Source organism: Stutzerimonas stutzeri (assembly GCF_018138085.1).
GTDB classification, from domain to species: Bacteria; Pseudomonadota; Gammaproteobacteria; order Pseudomonadales; family Pseudomonadaceae; genus Stutzerimonas; species Stutzerimonas stutzeri_AI.
This window is the reverse complement of the sequence record NZ_CP073105.1, coordinates 4,259,122-4,280,886: the sequence shown is the minus strand read 5'-3', so window position 1 is coordinate 4,280,886 and position 21,765 is coordinate 4,259,122. Positions and strand designations below refer to the sequence as shown.

Annotated in this window: 19 protein-coding genes; 12 read left to right on the top strand and 7 right to left on the bottom strand. The window is 63.0% G+C overall.

Going from position 1 to position 21,765, the window contains the following annotated elements:
* The first annotated feature begins 96 nt into the window (after positions 1-96).
* The gene (locus tag KCX70_RS19700; RefSeq protein WP_212618552.1) at positions 97-945 is read left to right on the top strand and encodes a 23S rRNA (adenine(2030)-N(6))-methyltransferase RlmJ; all 849 of its coding nucleotides are present in this window, start codon (positions 97-99) and stop codon (positions 943-945) included.
* Positions 946-1,103: 158 nt separating this feature from the next.
* Here KCX70_RS19700 and KCX70_RS19695 read toward each other — a convergent pair whose 3' ends face one another.
* Positions 1,104-2,078, bottom strand: coding sequence for a serine/threonine protein kinase (locus KCX70_RS19695; protein WP_212618551.1), 975 nt, complete (start codon positions 2,076-2,078; stop codon positions 1,104-1,106).
* 64 nt (positions 2,079-2,142) lie between these two features.
* On the bottom strand, positions 2,143-2,850 hold the full coding sequence (locus KCX70_RS19690) for a ComF family protein (RefSeq protein WP_212618549.1): 708 nt from the start codon (positions 2,848-2,850) through the stop codon (positions 2,143-2,145).
* Between the two features lie 93 nt (positions 2,851-2,943).
* Between KCX70_RS19690 and bioB the strand changes: the two genes are divergently transcribed.
* The 5 genes from bioB (at position 2,944) to bioD (ending at position 7,482) form a co-directional block, all read left to right on the top strand.
* Positions 2,944-3,999 (top strand): biotin synthase BioB, encoded by a 1,056-nt coding sequence (gene bioB / locus KCX70_RS19685; protein WP_212618547.1) that lies wholly within the window; start codon positions 2,944-2,946, stop codon positions 3,997-3,999.
* A gap of 85 nt (positions 4,000-4,084) precedes the next feature.
* Entirely contained in the window at positions 4,085-5,266 is a 1,182-nt protein-coding gene (gene bioF, locus KCX70_RS19680; RefSeq protein ID WP_212618546.1) for an 8-amino-7-oxononanoate synthase, read from the top strand.
* Positions 5,259-5,978, top strand: coding sequence for an alpha/beta fold hydrolase (locus tag KCX70_RS19675; RefSeq protein WP_102853130.1), 720 nt, complete (start codon positions 5,259-5,261; stop codon positions 5,976-5,978). Before bioF ends, KCX70_RS19675 begins: the two co-directional genes overlap by 8 nt.
* Positions 5,978-6,802, top strand: coding sequence for a malonyl-ACP O-methyltransferase BioC (gene bioC / locus KCX70_RS19670; RefSeq protein ID WP_212618545.1), 825 nt, complete (start codon positions 5,978-5,980; stop codon positions 6,800-6,802). The genes KCX70_RS19675 and bioC overlap by 1 nt, the downstream gene beginning before the upstream one ends.
* Positions 6,799-7,482: a dethiobiotin synthase gene (bioD, locus tag KCX70_RS19665; protein ID WP_212618543.1), complete on the top strand. Its 684-nt coding sequence runs from the start codon at positions 6,799-6,801 to the stop codon at positions 7,480-7,482. Before bioC ends, bioD begins: the two co-directional genes overlap by 4 nt.
* Here bioD and KCX70_RS19660 read toward each other — a convergent pair.
* Both KCX70_RS19660 and KCX70_RS19655 read right to left on the bottom strand, forming a co-directional pair.
* Positions 7,472-8,641 (bottom strand): zinc-dependent alcohol dehydrogenase, encoded by a 1,170-nt coding sequence (locus KCX70_RS19660; RefSeq protein WP_102853133.1) that lies wholly within the window; start codon positions 8,639-8,641, stop codon positions 7,472-7,474. The genes bioD and KCX70_RS19660 overlap by 11 nt on opposite strands.
* Positions 8,641-9,429, bottom strand: a complete 789-nt coding sequence (locus KCX70_RS19655) for an SRPBCC family protein (RefSeq protein WP_102846702.1) — start codon at positions 9,427-9,429, stop codon at positions 8,641-8,643. Before KCX70_RS19655 ends, KCX70_RS19660 begins: the two co-directional genes overlap by 1 nt.
* A gap of 196 nt (positions 9,430-9,625) precedes the next feature.
* Here KCX70_RS19655 and KCX70_RS19650 point away from each other — a divergent pair, with 196 nt between their 5' ends.
* Both KCX70_RS19650 and KCX70_RS19645 read left to right on the top strand, forming a co-directional pair.
* Positions 9,626-9,880 (top strand): hypothetical protein, encoded by a 255-nt coding sequence (locus tag KCX70_RS19650; protein ID WP_212618542.1) that lies wholly within the window; start codon positions 9,626-9,628, stop codon positions 9,878-9,880.
* Between the two features lie 241 nt (positions 9,881-10,121).
* Positions 10,122-11,927, top strand: a complete 1,806-nt coding sequence (locus tag KCX70_RS19645; RefSeq protein ID WP_021206472.1) for a phenylacyl-CoA dehydrogenase — start codon at positions 10,122-10,124, stop codon at positions 11,925-11,927.
* Between the two features lie 3 nt (positions 11,928-11,930).
* Here the strand turns inward: KCX70_RS19645 and KCX70_RS19640 are convergent, their stop codons facing one another.
* Positions 11,931-12,071: a hypothetical protein gene (locus KCX70_RS19640; RefSeq protein ID WP_212618541.1), complete on the bottom strand. Its 141-nt coding sequence runs from the start codon at positions 12,069-12,071 to the stop codon at positions 11,931-11,933.
* Positions 12,072-12,081: 10 nt separating this feature from the next.
* Between KCX70_RS19640 and KCX70_RS19635 the strand changes: the two genes are divergently transcribed.
* The 3 genes from KCX70_RS19635 to KCX70_RS19625 all read left to right on the top strand — a co-directional run bounded on the left by KCX70_RS19635 (position 12,082) and on the right by KCX70_RS19625 (position 17,298).
* Positions 12,082-13,383 carry a GGDEF domain-containing protein gene (locus tag KCX70_RS19635; protein ID WP_212618540.1) on the top strand — a complete coding sequence of 434 codons (1,302 nt, stop codon included), beginning with the start codon at positions 12,082-12,084 and terminating at the stop codon, positions 13,381-13,383.
* A gap of 102 nt (positions 13,384-13,485) precedes the next feature.
* Positions 13,486-15,279 (top strand): acyl-CoA dehydrogenase C-terminal domain-containing protein, encoded by a 1,794-nt coding sequence (locus KCX70_RS19630; RefSeq protein ID WP_212618539.1) that lies wholly within the window; start codon positions 13,486-13,488, stop codon positions 15,277-15,279.
* Between the two features lie 240 nt (positions 15,280-15,519).
* Positions 15,520-17,298, top strand: coding sequence for an acyl-CoA dehydrogenase C-terminal domain-containing protein (locus KCX70_RS19625; protein WP_102853139.1), 1,779 nt, complete (start codon positions 15,520-15,522; stop codon positions 17,296-17,298).
* A gap of 395 nt (positions 17,299-17,693) precedes the next feature.
* Here KCX70_RS19625 and msrA read toward each other — a convergent pair whose 3' ends face one another.
* The gene (gene msrA / locus KCX70_RS19620; RefSeq protein WP_021206476.1) at positions 17,694-18,341 is read right to left on the bottom strand and encodes a peptide-methionine (S)-S-oxide reductase MsrA; all 648 of its coding nucleotides are present in this window, start codon (positions 18,339-18,341) and stop codon (positions 17,694-17,696) included.
* A gap of 100 nt (positions 18,342-18,441) precedes the next feature.
* Positions 18,442-21,117: a sensor domain-containing protein gene (locus KCX70_RS19615; RefSeq protein WP_212618538.1), complete on the bottom strand. Its 2,676-nt coding sequence runs from the start codon at positions 21,115-21,117 to the stop codon at positions 18,442-18,444.
* Between the two features lie 114 nt (positions 21,118-21,231).
* On the opposite strand from KCX70_RS19615, the gene KCX70_RS19610 reads away from it, so the two are divergent.
* Positions 21,232-21,759, top strand: coding sequence for a hypothetical protein (locus KCX70_RS19610; protein WP_212618537.1), 528 nt, complete (start codon positions 21,232-21,234; stop codon positions 21,757-21,759).
* Positions 21,760-21,765: the final 6 nt, after the last annotated feature.

Here is a 21,765-nt window from a genome sequence, read left to right as displayed (position 1 = left end):
CATCGATTCCAGCGTGTCGGACTGCGGTGCGCCTCGCCCAGCCCCTGCGAATCGCCGCGTTGCGCAGTTAGACTGTGCGCACTTCAGGAGTGCCCGATGAACTACCGCCACGCTTTCCACGCCGGCAATCACGCCGACGTCTTCAAACACCTGGTTTTGTCCCGTCTGTTCGCCATGCTGGCGCGCAAGGAGGCGCCGTTCGCCTATCTCGACAGCCACGCAGGCGTCGGCCTGTATGACCTCGCCGGCGACCAGGCCAGCCGCACCGGCGAATGGCTGCAGGGCATCGCACGCCTGTGGCAGGCAGAGAACGTCCCGGCGATGGCGCAGGCATATCTCGATGTGATCCGTGCACTCAATCCTGACGGCACGCTGCGTTACTACCCGGGCTCGCCGGAGCTGGCGCGCCAGCTGACGCGCGAGCAGGATCGCCTGCAGCTCAACGAGAAGCACCCCGAAGACGGCCGTCTGTTGAAAGACAACATGGCCGGTGACCGTCGCGTGGCGGTGCATCTGGGCGAAGGCTGGCACGTGCCGCGCGCCTTGATGCCGACCGCCGAAAAGCGCGTGGTGCTGTTGATCGACCCACCCTTCGAGCAGGCCGACGAGCTGAGCCGCTGCGTGCAGGCGCTGACCGAGGCGCTCGGACGCATGCGTCAGACCGTCGGCGTGATCTGGTATCCGATCAAGGATGAACGTCAGCTCAAGCGCTTCTATCAGGACCTTTCGCGTAGCGGCGCGCCGAAACTGCTGCGCGCCGAGCTGTTCGTCCACCCCGCCGACGAAGCGCTGCGGCTGAATGGCTCCGGTTTGGCCATCAGTAATCCGCCATGGGGGCTGGAAGAGGAGTTGCGTGAGTTGCTGCCTTGGCTGGCTAAGTTGCTCGGCCAGAGCGAAGGTGGCTGGCGGCTGGATTGGTTGGTTGAAGAGCGTAAAGCCGAATAAGAGCGCTGGAGGCTGGAAGGCTGGACGAGGCTCGTCGGGTGGATGTCGGTTTTTACATCCGCCGAGCATGGTTGGTGGGCCGCAACCCGGTGGAACGCCACCCGGTGGATCGATGAAGTGTGATCCACCCTACGAAATCGTCCAGCCGCCAGCCGCCGTTAGAACAGCTTCAACGGTTCTTCCTGCAGTGCCGACATCTGTTCACGCAGGATGAGCACTTGGTCGCCCCAGTACCGTTCGCTGCCGAACCAGGGAAAGCTCATCGGGAAGGCAGGGTCATCCCAGCGGCGTGCCAACCAGGCGCTGTAGTGCATCAGGCGCAGGGCGCGCAGGGCTTCGATCAGCGGCAGTTCCCGCGGGGCGAAGTCGTGGAACTCGTTGTAGCCGTCCACCAGCTCCGATAGCTGTCCGAGCCGCTCGTGACGCTCGCCGGCGAGCATCATCCAGATGTCCTGCACGGACGGGCCCATGCGACAGTCGTCCAGATCGACCAGATGGAACGCGTCATCTCGGGCAAGAATGTTGCCGGGGTGGCAGTCGCCATGCAGGCGGATCGGCTGAAAGTCGGTGCGGGCGAAAACGTCATCGACACGCTTCAATAGGTCGCGCGCCACCGACTCGTAGGCCGGCAGCAGGCTTTTGGGCACGAAACCACCGTCGAGCAGCGTCGCCAGCGACTCATGGCCGAAATGTTGGGCATTGAGTGTTTCCCGGTGCTCGAAGGGGCGGCTGGCGCTGACCGCGTGCATGCGACCCAGCAGTTGGCCGAGGCGGTAGAGCTGATCCAGGTTGCCCGGCTCCGGCGCGCGACCGCCGCGGCGGGGGAACAGCGCAAAGCGAAAGCCGGCGTGTTCGAACAGGGTTTTGCCGTCGCGCTCAAATGGCGCCACGACTGGAATTTCGCGATCTGCCAGCTCCCAGGAGAACTGATGCTCCTCGACAATGGCCTCGTTACTCCAGCGGCCGGGGCGATAGAACTTCGCCACGATCGGCGTCTCGTCCTCGATGCCCACCTGGTAGACGCGGTTTTCGTAGCTGTTCAATGCCAGTACGCGAGCGTCGCTGATGAAGCCGGCGCTTTCCACCGCATCGAGCACAAGGTCAGGCGTAAGCGTGTCGAAGGGGTGGCTCATGGTCGGCTCCGTGGACGGGCCGCCAGTGTATTGCACTGGCGTGTTTACACAACCGCAGTCCTGGCTAGTCGCCGGGCTTCGGTGTACGCGCCAGGCAATAGACATCGACGCGTACGGCGCCAGCTCGCTTGAGCAGGCGCGCCAGGGCCTCGGCGGTGGCGCCCGTGGTGAGCACGTCGTCGACAATCGCCAGATGACGCCCGGCCAGCTTTTGGTCGTCCGTCAGAGCGAATGCTTGACGCAGATTCCGCCGCCGACCGGCGGCGTCGAGCTCCTGCTGCGATTGAGTGTCCTGGACCCGCTGCAATAGCTTCTTGTCGACCGGGATCGCCAATGCCGCGCTTAGCCAATCGGCAAGCATCTGGGCCTGATTGAAGCCGCGCTGGCGATACCGTTTGCGGGCCAGGGGCACCGGCAAAAGCGCATCGGGACGTGGCAAACCTTCATCGAACGCGTGCTGCAAATGCTGCGAGAGGTGCTCCGCCAGCAGCCGGCCGAGCGGCCATTGTGCTTGGTGTTTGAAGCGGCTGATGAGCGTGTCCACAGGGAAGGCGAAGCGCCACGGTACGATCACCCGATCGAACGCGGGTGGGCGCTTCAGGCATTCACCGCAGATCAGGCCGGACGCCGGTAACGGCAGGGCGCACAGGGTGCAGTGCTCGCGCAGCCAGGGCAGTTCTGCTTCGCAGGCCCCACAAACCGATTGGCCGGTTTCACAGCGCTCGTCGCAGAGCGAACAGTGGTGTTCAATATTTAGCCAGTTGTAAACCATGATTCCTTTCCTGGTTGACAGCGCCTCGGCCTTGGCTAACCATTTCGCATCCGTGCCAGGCCGCCGAGCCGCTATTTATTACAAGGAATGCCCATGAGCGCCACTGCCGCTTCCGTTACCCGTCACGACTGGAGCCTCGCCGAAGTCAAGGCGCTCTTCGAACAACCCTTCAACGACCTGATCTTCCAGGCTCAAGCCGTGCACCGCCAGCATTTCGATGCCAACCGCGTCCAGGTTTCGACCTTGCTGTCGATCAAAACCGGCGCCTGCCCGGAAGACTGCAAGTACTGCCCACAATCAGGCCACTACAACACTGGCCTCGATAAAGAAAAGCTGATGGAAGTGCAGAAGGTGCTCGATGCCGCCGCCGAAGCCAAGGCCATCGGCTCGACGCGCTTCTGCATGGGCGCCGCCTGGAAGCACCCGTCCGCCAAGGACATGCCCTACGTCCTGAAGATGGTCGAAGGCGTGAAGGCGCTGGGCCTGGAAACCTGCATGACCCTCGGCAAGCTCGACCAGGAGCAGACGAAGGCGCTGGCGGCCGCGGGCCTGGACTACTACAACCACAACCTGGATACCTCGCCTGAGTTCTACGGCAACATCATCACCACCCGCACCTATGCCGACCGGTTGGAAACGCTGAGCTACGTCCGCGATGCGGGGATGAAGATCTGCTCGGGCGGCATCCTCGGCATGGGCGAGTCGCTGGACGACCGCGCCGGTCTTCTGATCCAGCTGGCCAACCTGCCGGAGCATCCCGAGTCGGTGCCGATTAACATGCTGGTCAAGGTCAAGGGCACACCGCTGGCCGATGAGCAGGACGTCGACCCTTTCGACTTCATCCGCATGCTCGCCGTGGCGCGGATCATGATGCCGAAGTCCCATGTGCGCCTGTCGGCCGGTCGTGAGCAGATGAACGAGCAGATGCAGGCCCTGGCCTTCCTCGCCGGCGCCAACTCGATCTTCTACGGCGAGAAGTTGCTGACCACCGGCAACCCGCAGGCCGACAAGGACATGTTGCTGTTCAAGCGCCTGGGCATCCAGCCCGAAGCGCGCGAAGAGCACGACGACGAAGTGCACCAGGCCGCCATCGAGCAGGCCCTGGTCGAGCAGCGCGATTCGAAGCTGTTCGTTAACGCGGCGTTATAAAGCCGCTGAAGGCTTGAGGCTGAAGGCTGGACGAGAGGGTTCTTTCGTCCAGCCTCTAGCGTCCAGCCGCTTTTATCGAGCCTTTATGCCTTTCGATCTCGCTTCCCGCCTCGCCGAGCGCCGCGCCGCGCACCTCTATCGTCAGCGTCCGTTGCTCGAGACCCCTCAGCAGCCGGAGGTGATGGTCGATGGCGAACAGTTGCTGGCGTTCTGTTCCAACGATTATCTGGGGCTGGCCAGCCACCCCGAGGTGATCCGCGCCATGCAGCAGGGTGCCGAGCGCTGGGGTGTGGGTGGCGGCGCCTCGCATCTGGTGATGGGCCACAGCACGCCGCATCACCAGCTCGAAGAAGCCCTGGCTGACTTCACCGGCCGGCCGCGCGCGTTGCTGTTCTCCACCGGTTACATGGCCAATTTGGCGGCCGTTACGGCGCTGGTGGGGCAGGGCGATACGGTACTGGAAGACCGTATCAACCACGCTTCCTTGCTCGACGCCGGTTTGCTCAGTGGCGCGCGCTTTTCGCGCTACCTGCACAACGATGCCGACAGCCTGGCCAAGCGTCTCGACAAGGCCACCGGCGATACGCTGGTGGTCACCGACGGGGTGTTCAGCATGGACGGCGATCTGGCCGACCTGCCAGCGCTGTGTGCCACCGCGACAACCCGAGGCGCCTGGGTGATGGTCGATGACGCCCATGGCTTCGGCCCGCTGGGCAAAACTGGTGGTGGCATCGTCGAGCATTTCGGGCTGGGTATCGATGACGTGCCAGTGCTGGTTGGCACGCTGGGCAAGGCGTTCGGGACCGCAGGGGCTTTTGTCGCCGGCAGCGAGGAACTGATCGAGACGCTGATTCAGTTCGCCCGGCCCTACATATACACCACCAGCCAGCCGCCGGCGGTCGCCTGCGCCACCCTCAAAAGTCTCGAGCTGCTGCGCGCAGAGAGCTGGCGTCGCGATCATCTGAACAGCCTGATAACGCGTTTCCGCCAGGGTGCGGCCGAGATCGGTTTGACGCTTATGGACAGTCCGACGCCCATTCAGCCGATTCTTGTCGGCAGCAGCGAGCGTGCCCTGAAACTCTCTGCGGCGCTGCGTGAACGGGGTGTGCTGGTCGGCGCCATCCGCCCTCCGACGGTGCCGGCCGGCAGCGCACGGCTACGGGTGACCTTCAGCGCGTCGCATAGCGCAGCCCAGGTGGAACGACTGCTGGATATCCTGGCCGAATGCTGGAATCGATTGGCCGAGGAGCCTGAAGCGGATGCGTGAACAGCTGATTTTGCTGCCCGGATGGGCGTTTGGCCCGGCGGCGTTGCAGCCCTTGTGCGAGGCGCTTACAGAGCTCGCGCCGGAACTCGACGTCGTCATCGAACCCCTGCCCGAACTGGCCCAGGCCAACGCCTGGCTCGACGAGCTGGACCGTCGCATTCCCCGCGACAGCTGGCTGGCCGGTTGGTCCCTGGGCGGCATGCTGGCCGCGCAGCTCGCCGCGCGGCGTGTCGATAGCTGCCGCGGGCTGATCACCATCGCCAGCAATCCCTGCTTCCGTGCCCGACCACAGTGGCCCGAAGGCATGGCCCCGGATATTTTCGATGCCTTTCATGAGGCGTTCAGGCTCGACCCGCAGGAGACGTTGAAGCGCTTCCGCTCGCTATGCAGTCGCGGTGCCTACGATCCGCGAACGCTGGCGAGGCAGTTGCAGGTCAGCCACGCCGAACTGCCGGTCGCCGTACTGGACGCCGGCCTGCAGTTGCTGGCCGAACTCGATGGGCGCGCCGCGCTGCATGGCTATTTCGGCCCGCAACTGCATCTGTTCGCGGGCAACGATGCATTGGTCCCGGCGTCGGCCTGCGCCGCGCTGCAGCGCTGGATGCCTGGCATCCTGGCCGAGCTGGTGCCGGGATCCAGTCACGGTCTTCCGCTAGAGCGAGCCGACGACGTGGCGGCAACGATCGCGGCATTCATAAAAGGCAAAGTCTGATGAACGAAGTGGCCACGGCAGTGGTGCCTGATGAGGAACACAGCCTGCCTGACAAGCGTCAGGTTGCGGCATCGTTTTCCCGCGCGGCCGCCAGCTACGATGCCGTGGCCGAGTTGCAGCGTACGGTCGGTACTGCGCTGCTGGAGCGTCTGCCCTCGACATTGGTACCGGCGCGCTGGCTGGACCTGGGCTGCGGTACGGGTTATTTCTCGCGGCTCCTGGCGAGTCGTTTCCCGGCCGGTGAAGGCATCGCACTGGACATCGCCGAAGGCATGCTGCGCCATGCCCGGCCGCAGGGTGGCGCGAGCCGTTTCATTGCTGGCGATGCCGAATGCCTGCCGCTGCGTGATGCGTCGGTGGAGCTGATGTTCTCCAGCCTGGCGCTGCAGTGGTGTGAAGACTTTCCCGCCGTGCTGAGTGAGGCGAAGCGGGTGCTCCGCCCTGGCGGGGTGCTCGCCTTTAGCAGTCTGTGCAGCGGCACCTTGCGGGAGCTGCGCGACAGCTGGCAGGCGGTGGACGGTTTTGCCCATGTGAATCGCTTCCGGCCGATTGGCGCCTATCAACGGCATTGCGCCGCCAGTGGTTTGCGGCTGGAGCGGTTGGAGGTCGAGCCCCAGGTGCTGCATTTCGCCGAGCTACGGCAGCTGACCGGCGAGCTCAAGGCGCTCGGCGCGCACAATCTGAACCCTGGCCGTCCGGGCGGGCTTACCGGGCGCGCACGTTTTCGCGCGTTGATTGATGCCTACGAGCGGTTTCGTACGCCGCGCGGGCTCCCCGCGACCTATCAGGTGGTGTACGGCGTGTTGCGCAAGGAGCTGAAATGAACGCGGCATATTTCGTCACCGGTACCGACACCGAAGTCGGCAAAACCACCATCGCTGCGGGGCTTCTACATGTGGCGCGGCGGGCCGGGCTCAGCACGGCTGCGGCCAAGCCTGTGGCATCCGGTTGCGAAATCACTGCCGAAGGCCTGCGCAACAGCGACGCGCTGGCGTTGCTTGGCGAGTGCACGCTGCCGCTGCGCTACGAGCAGGTCAATCCGCTGGCTTTCGAGCCGGCAATCGCCCCGCATCTGGCGGCCCGCGAGGCAGGTGTCGAATTGACCGTGGCGGCGCTGGCTGCACCGGTTCGGCAAGTGCTGGCAATGCAGGCGCAGTTTTCCCTGGTGGAGGGCGCCGGCGGCTGGCGCGTGCCGCTGGCCGGAGACGAAGCGCTGTCCGATCTCGCGATTGAGCTCGGTCTGCCGGTGGTCCTCGTGGTCGGCGTGCGCCTCGGCTGCATCAACCATGCGCTGCTCAGCGCAGAGGCCATCGAGCGCGACGGGCTGAGGATCGCCGGCTGGGTCGCCAACATCGTCGAACCTGCTACCGCACGCTTGCAGGAAAACCTCGCGACCTTGGCTGAGCGACTCGAGGCGCCCTGCCTCGGTCGGGTGCCACACCTGTCGCCTGCAAGCCCGGCCGAGGTCGCACGCTACCTCGACCTGGCGCCGCTCAGGGCTTGAAGACCGCCCGCATGCACTGTTCGGTCTTGTGCTTGAACAGCTTGTAGCCCTCCGGTGACTGCTCCAGATCCATCGGGTGCGTCAGTAGATAGGAAGGATCCATTTCGCCGTCGAGGATGTGCTGGAAGATGCGCTCGGCGTAGCGCTGCCCCGGCTGCTGCCCCGAGCGGACCGTCAGCGCCTTGTTGACGATCGCGCCCATGGGAAACTTGTCCATCAGGCCGCCATACACGCCCAGCACTGACACCGTACCGGCTTTGCGGCATGAGTGAATGGCCTGGCGCAATGCGACGCCGCGTTCGGTGTGCAGCCGCAGCTGTTGCTTGACCTTGTCATAGGCGTGTTCGATGCCGGTGCCGTGCGCCTCCATGCCGACCGCGTCGATGCAGCGATCCGGGCCGCGCCCGCCGGTGAGTTCCAGCAGCGCTTCGTGCACGTCGGTGGTTTCGTAGTTGATGGTGATGGCGCCGGCTTTTGTCTCTGCCAGCGCCAGGCGATCAGCGAAACGGTCGATGGCGATGACGCGCTCGGCGCCCATCAGGTAGGCGCTGCGAATGGCCATCTGGCCGACGCCGCCGCAGCCCCACACGGCTACGGTATCGCCGCGCTGAATGTCGGCCTGGTCGGCACCGAAATACCCGGTCGGCGCGGCGTCGGATACGAACACGGCCTGCTCATCGCTGACACCTTCCGGCACCTTGAACAGGTTCACTTCAGCATAGGGCACACGGATATAGGTGGCGTGGCTGCCGGCATAGCCACCGAAGGCGTGGCTGTAGCCGAAGATGCCTGAGCAGGTGTAGCCGTATGCGATTTCGGTCTCGGGGCTGTTGGGGTTTGAGTTGTCGCAGCAGTTGAAATTGCTTGCCTTGCAGTGGCTGCACTCACCGCAGCCGATGATGGAAATCGCAATCACGCGATCGCCCTTGCTGAAGCGCGTCACGGCGCTACCCGTCTCCACCACCTCGCCAAGGAACTCGTGGCCGAGGATGTCGCCGGGATGCATCGTCGGAACGTAGCCGTCGACCAGATGCAGGTCAGAGCCACAGACCGAGGACATGATCACCTTGAGAATCACGTCTTTCGGGTTGACGATCTGCGGGTCCGGTACGGTGTCGACTTGCAGCATGTTCGGGCCTTGCCAGGTCAATGCGCGCATTATCGAGCCTCCCCGGTCGCTGCGATGCCGGTGTGCTTGTCGGCCGGTTCGCGGTTCATCTGGCCGGTCGAGATCTCGCCGGTCTCCATCAGTTGCTTGAAGCGACGTAGATTCTGTTCGGCCTTGAATCCGCTGAACTTGCTGACGCCACGGGCCAGCGCATACCCGAGCTGCCCGCCAGGGACTTCATGTGCAACCACCGCCTGTATCTCGGTACCGCTGCCATTGGGCGCCTCGCGGAAGGTCACCCAACCCAGGTTGCGGACGGGCGCGTTGGGTTCGGACATCCACGCCAGCCGCTCGCCGGGAATGTCCTCGGTGACATAGGTGTCCCACTCGATGCTCTTGTCCATCATCGGCACGCGCGCGACCCAGTGGGCATGGTGGTCGTCGCGGGTCTCGACACGTTCGATGAACTCCATGAAGGTCGGCATGTTGCTGAAGTCGCGCCAGTAGCGGTAAACCTCGTCGCGGGGGCGGTTCACCGTGATGCTTTTCGACAAGGCCCGGGCGCGGCCCCAGTGATGCTCATCCGCCAGTTGGCTTTCATAGGGCGTCGGCGACAACGCGCGCTTGGCATTGCACTGGCCTGAACCGCCGCGGGCGATCGCCATGCCGCCTGCGGCCAGTTCCAGCAGGCCCAGGACGCCTCCTTTGCGCAACCCGCGCGCCACCAGCCAGCCGCCCAGCAGGCCGGACACCAAGCGTTCGACACCGTGGAGATTGGGATCGCCAGTTCGACCAGGGGCATTGCGGGTGGAGATTAGCGGCGAGTGCGACGGGTTCATGGTTGTCTCCCAAATTGAAGGCTATCGAATAGCTGACTGCCTTCTCTTCGCCACCGTTCCAGCGCCCGCAGTCCCTCCGATGAACGTGATTTCACGCCAGGAATGAAAGAGCGATTGTTTATAGCGACATGCGACTGGCGCCAGCGAAACGGCTCTGCTTCAATGATGGCCAAGTGTCTTCGGTGGGAATTGAACCATGCAGATCAACAACCTTCTGGCTGCCGGCCTCGGGGCGTATCAAGCCGGACAGCAGCGTGTTGACCAGGCCAGTGCTGCCATAGCGGATTTCACCCTGCCGGCTGCTGAAACCTCCCAGGCGGTGGCCGATACCGTCGAGCTGACCGAGCAGCTCATAGAAATGAAAGTCGGCGAGCATCAAGCCAACGCGGGTGCCCGGCTCCTGCAGTCTGCCGACGAAGTCCTCGGCACGCTGATCAACACCAAAGCCTGACTTACTCCGGCCGGCCTCTGTGGCCGGCTGTCTCGCCCGAATTCGCGCGAGCCAATCCTGCCTGTGAATATCCGATGCCGACGAATGGCGTCATGGCCGCTGCTTGACATCGTTCAGGCCTAAACGTATGTTTCAAACGCCTGTTTGACCTGCCGGAGCGACGCCGGAGGGTCCAATCGAAATCAAGCGTGGCTGATCTGCCAGTCACCTGAACCAAGAACCCACCGCTGAGGTTTACGCTATGCCTGACTACAAGGCCCCCTTGCGCGATATTCGCTTTGTACGTGACGAACTGCTCGGCTACGAAGCGCACTACCAAAGCCTTCCGGGTTGTGAAGACGCCACCCCGGATATGGTCAATGCCATTCTCGACGAAGGCGCCAAGTTCTGTGAGCAGGTAATTGCCCCCCTCAACCGCGTGGGCGACATCGAAGGTTGCACCTGGAGCGAAAGCGGCGTGAAGACGCCGACCGGCTTCAAAGAGGCTTATCAACAGTTCGTCGAAGGCGGCTGGCCGAGCCTGGCCCATGACGTCGAGCACGGCGGCCAGGGGCTGCCGGAATCGCTGGGCATGGCCATCAGCGAGATGGTCGGCGAAGCCAACTGGTCCTGGGGCATGTATCCCGGTCTGTCCCACGGCGCGATGAATACCCTGCATGAGCACGGCACGCCCGAGCAGCAGCAGACGTATCTGACCAAGCTGGTTTCCGGCGAGTGGACCGGCACCATGTGCCTGACCGAGCCGCATTGCGGCACCGACCTGGGCATGCTGCGCACCAAGGCCGAGCCTCAGGCAGACGGCAGCTACAAGGTGTCCGGCACCAAGATCTTCATTTCCGCTGGCGAGCACGACATGGCCGACAACATCGTCCATATCGTTCTGGCCCGCCTGCCCGACGCGCCGCAAGGCACCAAGGGTATTTCCCTGTTCATCGTGCCCAAGTTCCTGCCGAACGCCGAAGGCGGCGTGGGCGAGCGTAACGGTGTGTCCTGTGGCTCGCTCGAGCACAAGATGGGCATCCACGGCAACGCCACCTGCGTGATGAACTTCGACGGCGCCACCGGCTTCCTGATCGGCCCGCCGAACAAAGGCCTGAACTGCATGTTCACCTTCATGAACACTGCGCGTCTGGGTACCGCTCTGCAGGGCCTGGCCCACGCCGAGATCGGCTTCCAGGGCGGCATCAAGTATGCGCGTGAGCGCCTGCAGATGCGTTCGCTGACCGGTCCGAAGGCGCCCGAGAAAGCCGCTGACCCGATCATCGTGCATCCGGATGTGCGCCGGATGCTGCTGACCATGAAGGCCTTCGCCGAAGGCAACCGCGCAATGCTGTACTTCGCCGCCAAGCAGGTCGATATCGTCCAGCGCAGCCAGGACGAAGCGCAGCGCAAGGCCGCCGACGCGATGCTGGCTTTCCTCACTCCGATCGCCAAGGCGTTCATGACCGAAGTCGGCTTCGAAGCGGCCAACCACGGCGTGCAGATCTACGGTGGTCACGGCTTTATCGCCGAGTGGGGCATGGAGCAGAACGTCCGTGACAGCCGCATCTCCTGCCTGTACGAAGGCACCACCGGCATCCAGGCACTCGACCTGCTGGGCCGCAAGGTGCTGATGACCCAGGGCGAAGCGCTGAAGGGCTTCACCAAGGTCGTGCACAAGTTCTGCCAGGCCAACGAAGGCAACGAGGCGGTCAAGCAGTTCGTCGAGCCGCTGGCCAAGCTGAACAAGGAGTGGGGCGACCTGACCATGAAGGTCGGCATGGCCGCGATGAAGAACCGCGAAGAAGTCGGCGCCGCGTCGGTGGACTACCTGATGTACTGCGGTTACGCCTGCCTGGCCTACTTCTGGGCCGACATGGCACGTCTGGCTGCGGAAAAGATCGCAGCTGGCGAAGACGCCGATGGTTTCTACACCGCCAAGGTGCAGACGGCGCGCTTCTACTTCCAGCGCATTCTGCCGCGTACCCGTACTCACGTCGAAGCCATGCTGTCCGGTGCTGACAACCTGATGGACATGGACGAGGCGCACTTCGAACTGGCCTACTAAGGCTCAGTGCAACGAGAAGACCGCTGCCTCGGCAGCGGTTTTTTTTTGCCCCGGCTGAGGGGCGTTGATCGGTTTTTGTTCACGCAGGGTGAAATAAGCCGGCAAATGCAGGCAAAATGCCTTAATCCTCAAGCGCTCGAACACCGGAGCCGCCTTGCCTCGTTTGAGCCCTGCACGCTTCAGCCACTTCTACGCCCCTCTGGCGCTGCTCGCCGGTGGATTGGCGGCTGCTCGTCAACCGAGCCTGAACGAGTTCTTCACCTCGCTGTTCAACGTATTGCCGACGGTCCTGCTGCTGCTCGGCGGGGCGTTCTGCATCGCCTATGCGCGGATTCGCGAGACCTGCCTGTTGGCAGTCATCTACCTGAGCTATTTCCTGCTGGACACTCAGGTCGATCACTACCGTTTTACCGGCGCGCTGCTACCGGACGCCGCGCTGACCTTTCACCTGTGCAGCTTGCTGCTACCGGCGCTGTATGGGCTGTTTGCACTGTGGAACGAGCGTGCCCACCTGCTGCAGGACGGTGTGGCGCGCGTGGCAGTGATGTTCGCCGTGGTGGTGCCGGCATGCGCGTTGGCGCGGCGGTTTCCCGATGCAATGCTCAACTGGCTGGCCGAGGTTCGCTGGCCGTCGTTACAGGCGGACTGGCTGCAATTGATCCAGCTGGCCTATCCGGTTTTCCTGCTAGCGCTGCTGGGCCTGCTGTTCCAGTACCTGCGGCGGCCGCGACCAGTGCACGCGGCTCAGCTCGTGGCGCTGGTAGGCCTGCTGTTGATGCTGCCCCAGGTGTTCAGCCGTCCGGGGGCGCTCAACGTCTTGAGCAGTCTGGTGATGCTGGCGCTGGTCGTTGCGGTTGCGCAGGAGGCCTACCAGATGGCCTTTCGCGACGAGCTGACCGGCTTGCCTGGGCGCCGCGCGCTGAACGAGCGCTTGCAACGCCTGGGCCGGCAGTACGTGATCGCGATGGCCGATGTCGATCGTTTCAAGGCGTTCAACGACACCCACGGGCACGATGTCGGCGACGAGGTACTGCGCCTGGTCGCCAGCCGTCTGCGAAAGGTGGGCGGAGGAGGGCGCGCCTATCGTTACGGCGGAGAGGAGTTCGCGCTGGTGTTTCCCGGGAGCGATCTGGAGCATTGCCTGCCGCATCTGGAAGCCGTTCGACAGGCCGTGGAGACCTATCCGCTGCAGTTGCGCGACAAGACCAACCGACCCAGGGATGCTGCGCAGGGGCGACAGCGTCGCGGTGCCAGCGCGACGGCGGAGGTTTCGGTGACCATCAGCATCGGGGTGGCTGAGCGAACACTGAGCCAGCGCAGTCCGGAGGAAGTCATCAAACAGGCCGACCAGGCGCTCTACAGCGCCAAGAGTGCGGGGCGCAACTGCATTCGCTCGCACGGCGACAACCGCCGCGGTGCGGTGCGCACGGCGAAGCGCAGCGCGGCCGACGTGTGACAGTTATGGCGCCGCATTCAGCGCCTGCAATGTGATGGCTCGCAGGACGAACAGCCAGTAGCGTGCCCGGCACACATCGCTGGTGCCGTCCTGGAGAACGATATGCCCGCTTACAAGGCTCCCCTGCGCGACATGCGCTTCCTGATCGACGAAGTTTTCGATTTTCATGGCAGCTACGCCGCCAACGGTGCCGAGGATGCGACGCCGGACATGGTCAGCGCCATCCTGGAGGAAGGCGCCAAGTTCTGCGAACAGGTACTCGCTCCCCTGAACCGCAGCGGTGACGAGGAGGGCTGTCACTTCGACAATGGCGTGGTGACCACACCCAAGGGCTTCAAGGAAGCCTTCGCGCAGTATGCCGCGGGTGGCTGGATGGGGCTGGCTTCGGACCCGACCTACGGTGGCCAGGGCCTGCCGCACTCGCTGGGCCTGGTGATCGGCGAAATGGTTGGCTCGGCCAACACCTCGTTCGGCATGTACCCGGGGCTGACCCACGGCGCTATGGCGGCAATCGGCGCCCACGGCACCGAGGCGCAGAAGCAGGCCTATCTGACCCGCATGACCGAAGGGCGCTGGACCGGCACCATGTGCCTGACCGAGCCGCATTGTGGCACCGACCTGGGCATCATCAAGACCCGAGCGGTCCCGCAGGCCGATGGCAGCTACGCGATCAGCGGCACGAAGATCTTCATCTCGGCCGGCGAGCACGACCTGAGCGAGAACATCGTGCACCTGGTACTGGCCAAGTTGCCCGACGCACCTGCGGGTACCAAGGGCATCTCGCTGTTCATCGTGCCCAAGTTCCTGCCCGATGCGACCGGCGAGGCGGGTGAGCGCAATGGCGTCGCCTGCGGCTCCATCGAGCACAAGATGGGGATCAAGGCTTCGGCGACCTGTGTGATCAACTTCGATGCGGCAACCGGATTTCTCATCGGCGAGCCGAACAAGGGCCTCAACTGCATGTTCACCATGATGAACCATGCCCGCCTGGGTACGGGGATGCAGGGGCTATGCAATGGCGAGGCGAGCTTTCAGGGCGCGATCCAGTACGCCAACGAGCGCTTGCAGATGCGCGCCCTGACTGGCGCGAAGTTTCCCGACAAGCCGGCCGACCCGATCATCGTTCACCCTGACGTGCGGCGCATGCTGTTGACGATGAAGGCGTTCAACGAAGGCAATCGCGCCTTGGCATATTTCACCGCGCAGCTGCTCGATCAGATCCATAGCCCGGACGCGGACAAGCGCAAGGAGGCCGAAGATCAGCTCGCCTTCCTCACGCCGATTTGCAAGGCCTTCATGACCGACACGGGACTGGAAGTCACCAACCTCGGCATGCAGGTCTTCGGCGGCCACGGCTATATCCGCGAATGGGGGATGGAGCAACTGGTGCGCGACTGCCGCATCGCCCCGATCTACGAGGGCACCAACGGCATCCAGGCGCTCGACCTGTTGGGGCGCAAGGTGCTCGGCAGCCAGGGCAAACTGATGCTCGGCTTCACCAAGCGGGTGCACAAGTTCTGCGAAGCCAACGCCGGCCACCCGCAGCTGCAGCGTTACGTGGAGCAGGTGGCGGGGCTCAACCGCGATCTGGGCGAGATCACCAAGTGCATCGGCATGGCGGCGATGAAGAACCCGGACGAGGTGGGCGCGGCGTCGGTCGATTACCTGATGTATTGCGGCTATCTGGTGCTGGGCTATTTCTGGTTGCGCATGGCTGTGGTGGCCCAGAGCCGTCTCGAGCAGGCCGGCCATGATGCGGCCTTCTATCAGTCGAAGCTGGCCACCGCCGAGTTCTACTTCACGCGTCTGCTGCCCCGTACCGCGGCTCACCGCGCGGCGATCGAGGCGGGAAGCGCGAGCCTGATGAAGTTGGCGGCCGATCAGTTCGCGTTCTAATTCGTCCGACAGACAGGACAACTTAGCCCGCGCCTGCGCGGGCTTTTTTATCTGCAGGCGGCGACTTTCCGGTACTGTCCGTTCGTCGCGCAAAGCTGACTCACTCGTCTGGATGTGAAGTCTGGATGAGAACCGGTCGGTCATTTTAAGACGCTTCGGGCGCCGATCCGTCTTCAGTTAGACTCGCGAAACTGCTGCGGCCAATCGGCCGGGTGACATGTTTCTGCGAGGTCTTTCTCCATGGCTGACTACAAAGCACCGCTGCGCGATATGCGTTTCGTTCTGAACGAAGTTTTCGATGCCCCGACGCTCTGGCAGACCTTGCCAGCGCTGGCGGAAGTCGTCGACGCGGAAACCGCAGAGGCGATTCTTGAGGAGGCGGGCAAGATCACCGCCAATACCATTGCCCCGCTCAACCGCACTGGTGATGAGGAAGGTTGCCATTGGGTCGATGGCGCGGTCAGCACACCGGCCGGCTACCCCGAGGCCTATCGCCTTTATGCCGAGGGCGGCTGGGTGGGCGTCGGTGGTGACCCGGCCTACGGCGGTATGGGCATGCCCAAGGTCATTTCCGCGCAGGTCGAGGAGATGATGAACTCCGCCAGCCTGGCCTTCGGTCTGTACCCGATGCTGACGTCCGGCGCTTGCCTGTCGATCTATGCGCACGCCAACGAAGAGCTGAAGCAGAAGTACCTGCCGAACATGTACGCGGGTGTCTGGTCCGGCTCCATGTGCCTGACCGAGCCCCATGCCGGCACCGACCTGGGCATCATTCGCACCAAGGCCGAGCCACAAGCCGATGGCTCCTACAAGGTCAGCGGGACCAAGATTTTCATCACCGGCGGCGAGCACGATCTCACAGACAACATTATCCACCTGGTGTTGGCCAAGCTGCCCGATGCGCCCGCCGGCTCGCGCGGTATCTCGCTGTTTCTGGTGCCCAAGATCATGGTCAACGAGGACGGCAGCCTGGGCGAGCGCAACAGCCTGAGCTGCGGCTCGATCGAGCACAAGATGGGCATCCAGGCCTCGGCCACCTGCGTGATGAACTTCGACGGCGCCACCGGCTGGATGGTCGGTGAGCCGAACAAGGGACTGGCGGCGATGTTCACCATGATGAATTACGAGCGCCTGGGGGTCGGCATCCAAGGGCTTTCCACCGGCGAGCGCTCCTACCAGAGCGCCATCGAATACGCCCGCGAACGTATCCAGAGCCGCGCCCCGACCGGCCCGGTCGCCCAGGAAAAAGCCGCTGATCCGATCATCGTGCATCCCGATGTACGCCGGATGTTGCTGACGATGAAAGCGCTCAACGAAGGCGGTCGCGCCTTCTCCAGCTACGTCGCGCTGCAGCTGGATATCGCCAAGTTCAGCGATGATGCAGAAGCCCGTCAGCGAGCCGAAGCCCAGGTCGCATTGCTGACGCCGGTCGCCAAAGCCTTCCTCACCGACATGGGCCTGGAAACCACCGTCCATGGCCAGCAGATATTCGGCGGCCATGGCTTTATCCGCGAGTGGGGCCAGGAGCAACTAGTGCGCGACTGCCGCATCACCCAAATATACGAAGGCACCAACGGCATCCAGGCCCTCGACCTGCTGGGTCGCAAGGTGGTTGGCAGCGGTGGTGAGCTGTATCGGGCGTTCGCCGACGAGATTCGCAGCTTTTGCAGCGCAGCGGGTGCCGAGCAGGCTGAGTTCATCGCCCCGCTGCGCGCAGCGCTGGATAACCTCGACGAGCTTACCGCCTTCGTGCTCGACAGCGCCAAGCGCAATCCCAACGAGATCGGTGCGGCTTCGGTCGAATACCTGCATGTGTTCGGTTATACCGCCTACGCCTACATGTGGGCGCGGATGGCCGCGGTCGCGCTGGGCAAGGAGGAGCAGGACGACTTCTACGCCAGCAAGCTGGGCACGGCGCGCTTCTATTTCGCTCGACTGCTGCCACGCATCCATTCGCTGAGCGCCACCGTCAAGGCTGGCAGCGATTCGTTGTATCTGCTGAAAGCGGAGCAGTTCTAAGCGGGATTAATCTGTAGCGGCATAATGAAATTAATTCGCCATGTCCGGGAACAATGGGCCACTACGCCAGTCATAAACCCGCGCCATGTAGTCAATGGCTTACAAGCGAAGCCAGGGATCGGCATCCATGTAAGTCATTGCTTACAAATCGTAGTGCAAAACTGCCACTACAGGTCTTGTCGGCCCGGCGGTAGTCTTTGTGCTTGGACGCTGCGTATGGAAGCGCATCAGAAAAAACAGGAAGCGTAGCGGAACGACGCCAGGAAGGCGCAAGTCACGGATGTCAGGATTCAGTCTGCAAAGGCCCCGCTTCGGCGGGGTTTTCTTTTTTCGGCCTACAACGCGTTTTTGTAGTTAGGCAGGGCGCATCACGGCCAGGCTAGGTGGCGCCAGCGTCACGCGGGCATGCAGACGCCCGTACCGCCGAGCCCGCAGTAACCTCCCGGATTCTTCGCCAGGTATTGCTGATGGTAGGCCTCCGCGTAGTAGAAGGCCGGGGCTTCGGCGATTTCCGTGGTGATGCTGCCAAGCCCATGCTTGCCCAGTTCGGCCTGGAAACGGAGAGCGCTGTCGCGTGCCGCTTCCAGTTGGGCCGTGTCGGAGCAGTAGATGGCCGAGCGATACTGGGTACCGATGTCATTGCCTTGTCGCATGCCCTGAGTCGGGTTGTGCGCTTCCCAGAACAGCCTTAGCAGGTCCTGGTAGGAGATTTGCTGCGGATCGAAGACTACCAGCACCGCTTCGGTATGCCCGGTGAGGCCGGAGCAAACTTCTTCGTAGCTCGGATTCGGCGTGTGACCGCCAGCGTAGCCCACGGCCGTGGTCCATACGCCTGGTTGCTCCCAGAAGCGCCGCTCAGCTCCCCAGAAACAACCCATGGCAAAGATGGCCTGGCGCAGGTGAGCCGGAAATGGAGGTTGCAGTGGGTTGCCATTGACGAAATGGGCGGCCGGAACCGGAACGGGCGTGGCGCGCCCAGGGAGTGCCTGGCCGGCATCGGGCAAAGCCTGTTTGTGGACGAGAATTTGCGAACGCAGGGTCATGGTGGTCCTCGAGCCTGAAAGTCGGATGGCCTTGGTTGCCTAGGCTACCAAACGGCACGACCAAAGCACCGTCGGCCAAACGTTACACCTGATGAAAGGCTTAAAGCCAGTGCGGGTAACGACGCAGGGAGTTGATCAGTTGGCTACCGGGAATAGGCTTGTCGAACAGGTAGCCTTGACCGATATCGCAGCGCTGATGCCGCAGGAAGGCTAGCTGTTCGGCCGTTTCGATGCCCTCTGCAACCACCTTCAAATGGAGATTTCGAGCCATGGCGATCACCGCGGCGGTGATCTCGATGTCGTCCTGGCTGTCGGGGATGTCCTTGATGAAGCTTCGATCGATCTTGATCACGTCGATGGGAAACTTCTTCAGGTAGCTCAGCGAAGAATAGCCGGTGCCGAAATCATCCATCGCCAGCGTGACGCCGAGCGCCTTCAGACCGATCAGCTGTTGGCGCGTCTCCTCGGTGGCTTCGAGCAGCAGGCTTTCGGTTAGCTCCAGCTCGAGGCTGCTCGGCGGTAAACGCTCTTCGGTGAGGATGGCCGCGATCGAGGCGACGAGTTCAGGATCGGAAAACTGTTTCGGCGAGAGGTTGATCGCGACCTGTGGTGTGCCCAACCCCATGGATGCGAGCTGCAAGCCCATCCGGCAGGCCTCGCGAGCCACCCATTTGCCGATGGGGATGATCACCCCGGTTTCTTCCGCAACGCCGATGAACTGATCGGGCCGGATCATGCCTTTTTCCGGGTGGTTCCATCGAAGCAGCGCCTCCAGACCCTGTAGACGTCCGCTGCGCAGGCAGAGCTTGGGTTGATAGAAGACTTCGAGTTCGTTCTGCACCAGTGCGCGGCGCAGGTTGTTCTCCACGAACAGTTTGTAGTTGGCTTCGGCGTGCAGGGCTTCGGTAAACACCTGTACCTGATTCTTGCCGTTGGCCTTGGCTTTATGTAGGGCTTGGCCGGCATGCTTCATCAGCGTTTCCGGGTCGTCGCCATGTAGCGGCGCGCAAGCCAGCCCCAGCGAGCCGCTGACACTGATCAGCTGTTTGTCGACGAACAGTGGCTTGTCCAGAATGCGCAGTACCTTGTTGGCCAGGTGCTGGGCTTCTTCCAGGTCCATGTCGTCGAGCAGGAGGGCGAACTCGTTGCTGGCGAATCGTGCCAGCACGCTGTCCCGGTTCAGACTGTTGCGCAGGCGCCGCGCGAGGCTGGTCAGGAGCTTGTCGCCAGTCTGATGGCCCAGGCTGTCATTGATGCGCTTGAAGTTGTCGATATCCACCAACAACAGGCACAGACGTGGCGCTTTACCGTTGGCGAAGCGCTCTTCGATGCTACGGATGAAAAACGGACGGTTGCCCAGGCCGGTCAGGTTGTCGGTATAGGCCAGGCGCTCGATATGTTGCTGCGCCACCTTGCTCTGGGTGACGTCTTCGTAGATGCCGATGTAGTGCGTCAGCTCTCCGTTCTCGCCGTATACCTTGGAGATCGATAGCTGACCCCAGTAGGGTTCGAGGTTCTTGCGGCGACTGCGGAATTCGCCCTGCCAGCTGTTGTGCTGCGCCAGGCTGGAAGAGGTGTCGAACAGCAGCTCGCTGAGGTTTTCCAGAGCGGTCAGCTCGGTAAGACGACGGCCACGGACTTCATCGGCCGAAAACTGCGTAATGGCGGTAAAGCTGGGGTTGACGTAATCGACGATGCCATTCTTGTCGACGAGGATGAAGGCGCTTGCGCTCTGCTCCACGGCACGCTGGAACAGGTGCAGGGTATGCGTGGCATTAAGTCGTTGCTGGTTGGCCAGCACCTGCGCGTACTGATCCGCCAGTTCGCCGGCGAAGGCGACCTCATCGGCATGCCAGGTGCGCCGGCTTCCTGAATGTTCCAGGCAAAGCACGCCGATGACTTCGCCACCGACTCGAATGGTCGCATCGAGAATGGCGGTGATGTTCCGCGGCTTGAAGTAGTGCTCCACCAGCTCCTGGGTGCGAGGGTCCTCCAGCACATTGGAGACGTCGATGGCGCGCCCGCTGTGTACGGCTTCCATGTAGCGAGGGAGCGCCGAGAGGTCCAGCGCGGATGGATACTCGGCGCTGTCGTTGTCGCGCCGGTACGCGGCGATCGCTTCGAGTCGGTCCCCGTTCAGGTGCCAGATGGCCGCGCGCGCGATGTCATAAGCCTCGCTGGCGGCCTGGGTAATCAGTTGCGCCGCTTCGAGCTGGGGATTGGTAGAGCCGTAGCGGTGTCGTGCCAGGCGAACGATTAGGTTCTGTTGCGCGCGTGAACGGATGAGGTGTTCGAGGTGCACATCGGAGAAGGTCTGCTGGTCATTCTCGGTCAGGTCGAGCGTGGCAGCCGGCAGTTCCAGCGGCGGCACGGCCTCCATTGAGCCCGGCTCGACTACGAGGTAGCCGCGCAGCAGATCGCGACCGTACTGCTGGCTCAGCTCGCCAATTTCCAGCAGGTTCAGCAAGCCGCTGGCGGCATGCAGGCGATAGCGTATGGAATAGTGGCCCTGGGTCGCCAGCTGTGCCTGGACGGTGTCGTGCATTCGCAGCCGCACGGCGGGTTCCATCAGGCTGGCATAGGGCGAATCAACCAGGGAGCACAACTGGTGAGCGGGCAGACCGAAATGCCCCTCGCAAGCGGGGTCCAGGTAAAGCAGCGCCCAACTGGGCTCGTTCAAACGCTCGAAACGCAGCATTCCCAGCCTGGAAGGCACTGGCAACTGCGTCACAACCTCGGTCGCCAAACGGCTGGCGGCATCGGTATGTATTTTCATCGAGCGGTTAGCTTCCAGTATGCTGCGGGGAGTCGTCTCGCTAGCCATAAAAATGCAGCGTTTTCACCGGCGAAACGATGGCTAAATAATATTAGGCTACGGCAAGGGTGCATCATGCGACAGGGACTGACAAGCCTGGTTTCGAAGTTACTGCTGATCTCGTTGTTCCTGGGTGTCAGTGTATCGTTGAAGGCCGCTGAAACAGCCGGTCTGACCTCGGCCGAGCCGGCCCAATACCTGGCTCGGCTAAAGGACCTGTATCTTACCTCGAACGAGCGCGAAGCCCTGCTCGCGCATAGTAATGCGCTGCTTGAAAGTCATGCGCTGAAGGCCGCCTACCAGGTCGGTCAGGCCAATCCACAGGACGTGAGTTATCGCTTGAGCGTGGGCGTGCCCGGCGAGTTGCGCATTCGTGAGGAGCGGCGTGACGCGTCTGGCAACATCGCGGTGCGCAACCGCAGCTTTTCGGTGTTCGGTATGGACCCTTATGTTCGTTATCAGTGCCCGCCACAGGGCATCGTGTGCCTTTTCGATGATCCGGCGGGTGGCGACCCATGGCTGACTATCCTGCGTGACCCTGACGGGGCGGAGGCGCTGGCCAAAGCCTTGTCGTTCCTCCTGCGTGATTTGCAGAAGGGCTGAAACGCC

What these genes read in the sequence shown, in the direction of transcription:
- KCX70_RS19700 (WP_212618552.1), top strand. Translation starts at nt 97, where the DNA reads ATGAACTACCGCCACGCTTTCCACGCCGGCAATCACGCCGACGTCTTC.
- KCX70_RS19695 (WP_212618551.1), bottom strand. Translation starts at nt 2,078, where the DNA reads ATGAGCCACCCCTTCGACACGCTTACGCCTGACCTTGTGCTCGATGCG.
- KCX70_RS19690 (WP_212618549.1), bottom strand. Translation starts at nt 2,850, where the DNA reads ATGGTTTACAACTGGCTAAATATTGAACACCACTGTTCGCTCTGCGAC.
- bioB (WP_212618547.1), top strand. Translation starts at nt 2,944, where the DNA reads ATGAGCGCCACTGCCGCTTCCGTTACCCGTCACGACTGGAGCCTCGCC.
- bioF (WP_212618546.1), top strand. Translation starts at nt 4,085, where the DNA reads ATGCCTTTCGATCTCGCTTCCCGCCTCGCCGAGCGCCGCGCCGCGCAC.
- KCX70_RS19675 (WP_102853130.1), top strand. Translation starts at nt 5,259, where the DNA reads ATGCGTGAACAGCTGATTTTGCTGCCCGGATGGGCGTTTGGCCCGGCG.
- bioC (WP_212618545.1), top strand. Translation starts at nt 5,978, where the DNA reads ATGAACGAAGTGGCCACGGCAGTGGTGCCTGATGAGGAACACAGCCTG.
- bioD (WP_212618543.1), top strand. Translation starts at nt 6,799, where the DNA reads ATGAACGCGGCATATTTCGTCACCGGTACCGACACCGAAGTCGGCAAA.
- KCX70_RS19660 (WP_102853133.1), bottom strand. Translation starts at nt 8,641, where the DNA reads ATGCGCGCATTGACCTGGCAAGGCCCGAACATGCTGCAAGTCGACACC.
- KCX70_RS19655 (WP_102846702.1), bottom strand. Translation starts at nt 9,429, where the DNA reads ATGAACCCGTCGCACTCGCCGCTAATCTCCACCCGCAATGCCCCTGGT.
- KCX70_RS19650 (WP_212618542.1), top strand. Translation starts at nt 9,626, where the DNA reads ATGCAGATCAACAACCTTCTGGCTGCCGGCCTCGGGGCGTATCAAGCC.
- KCX70_RS19645 (WP_021206472.1), top strand. Translation starts at nt 10,122, where the DNA reads ATGCCTGACTACAAGGCCCCCTTGCGCGATATTCGCTTTGTACGTGAC.
- KCX70_RS19630 (WP_212618539.1), top strand. Translation starts at nt 13,486, where the DNA reads ATGCCCGCTTACAAGGCTCCCCTGCGCGACATGCGCTTCCTGATCGAC.
- KCX70_RS19625 (WP_102853139.1), top strand. Translation starts at nt 15,520, where the DNA reads ATGGCTGACTACAAAGCACCGCTGCGCGATATGCGTTTCGTTCTGAAC.
- msrA (WP_021206476.1), bottom strand. Translation starts at nt 18,341, where the DNA reads ATGACCCTGCGTTCGCAAATTCTCGTCCACAAACAGGCTTTGCCCGAT.
- KCX70_RS19615 (WP_212618538.1), bottom strand. Translation starts at nt 21,117, where the DNA reads ATGAAAATACATACCGATGCCGCCAGCCGTTTGGCGACCGAGGTTGTG.
- KCX70_RS19610 (WP_212618537.1), top strand. Translation starts at nt 21,232, where the DNA reads ATGCGACAGGGACTGACAAGCCTGGTTTCGAAGTTACTGCTGATCTCG.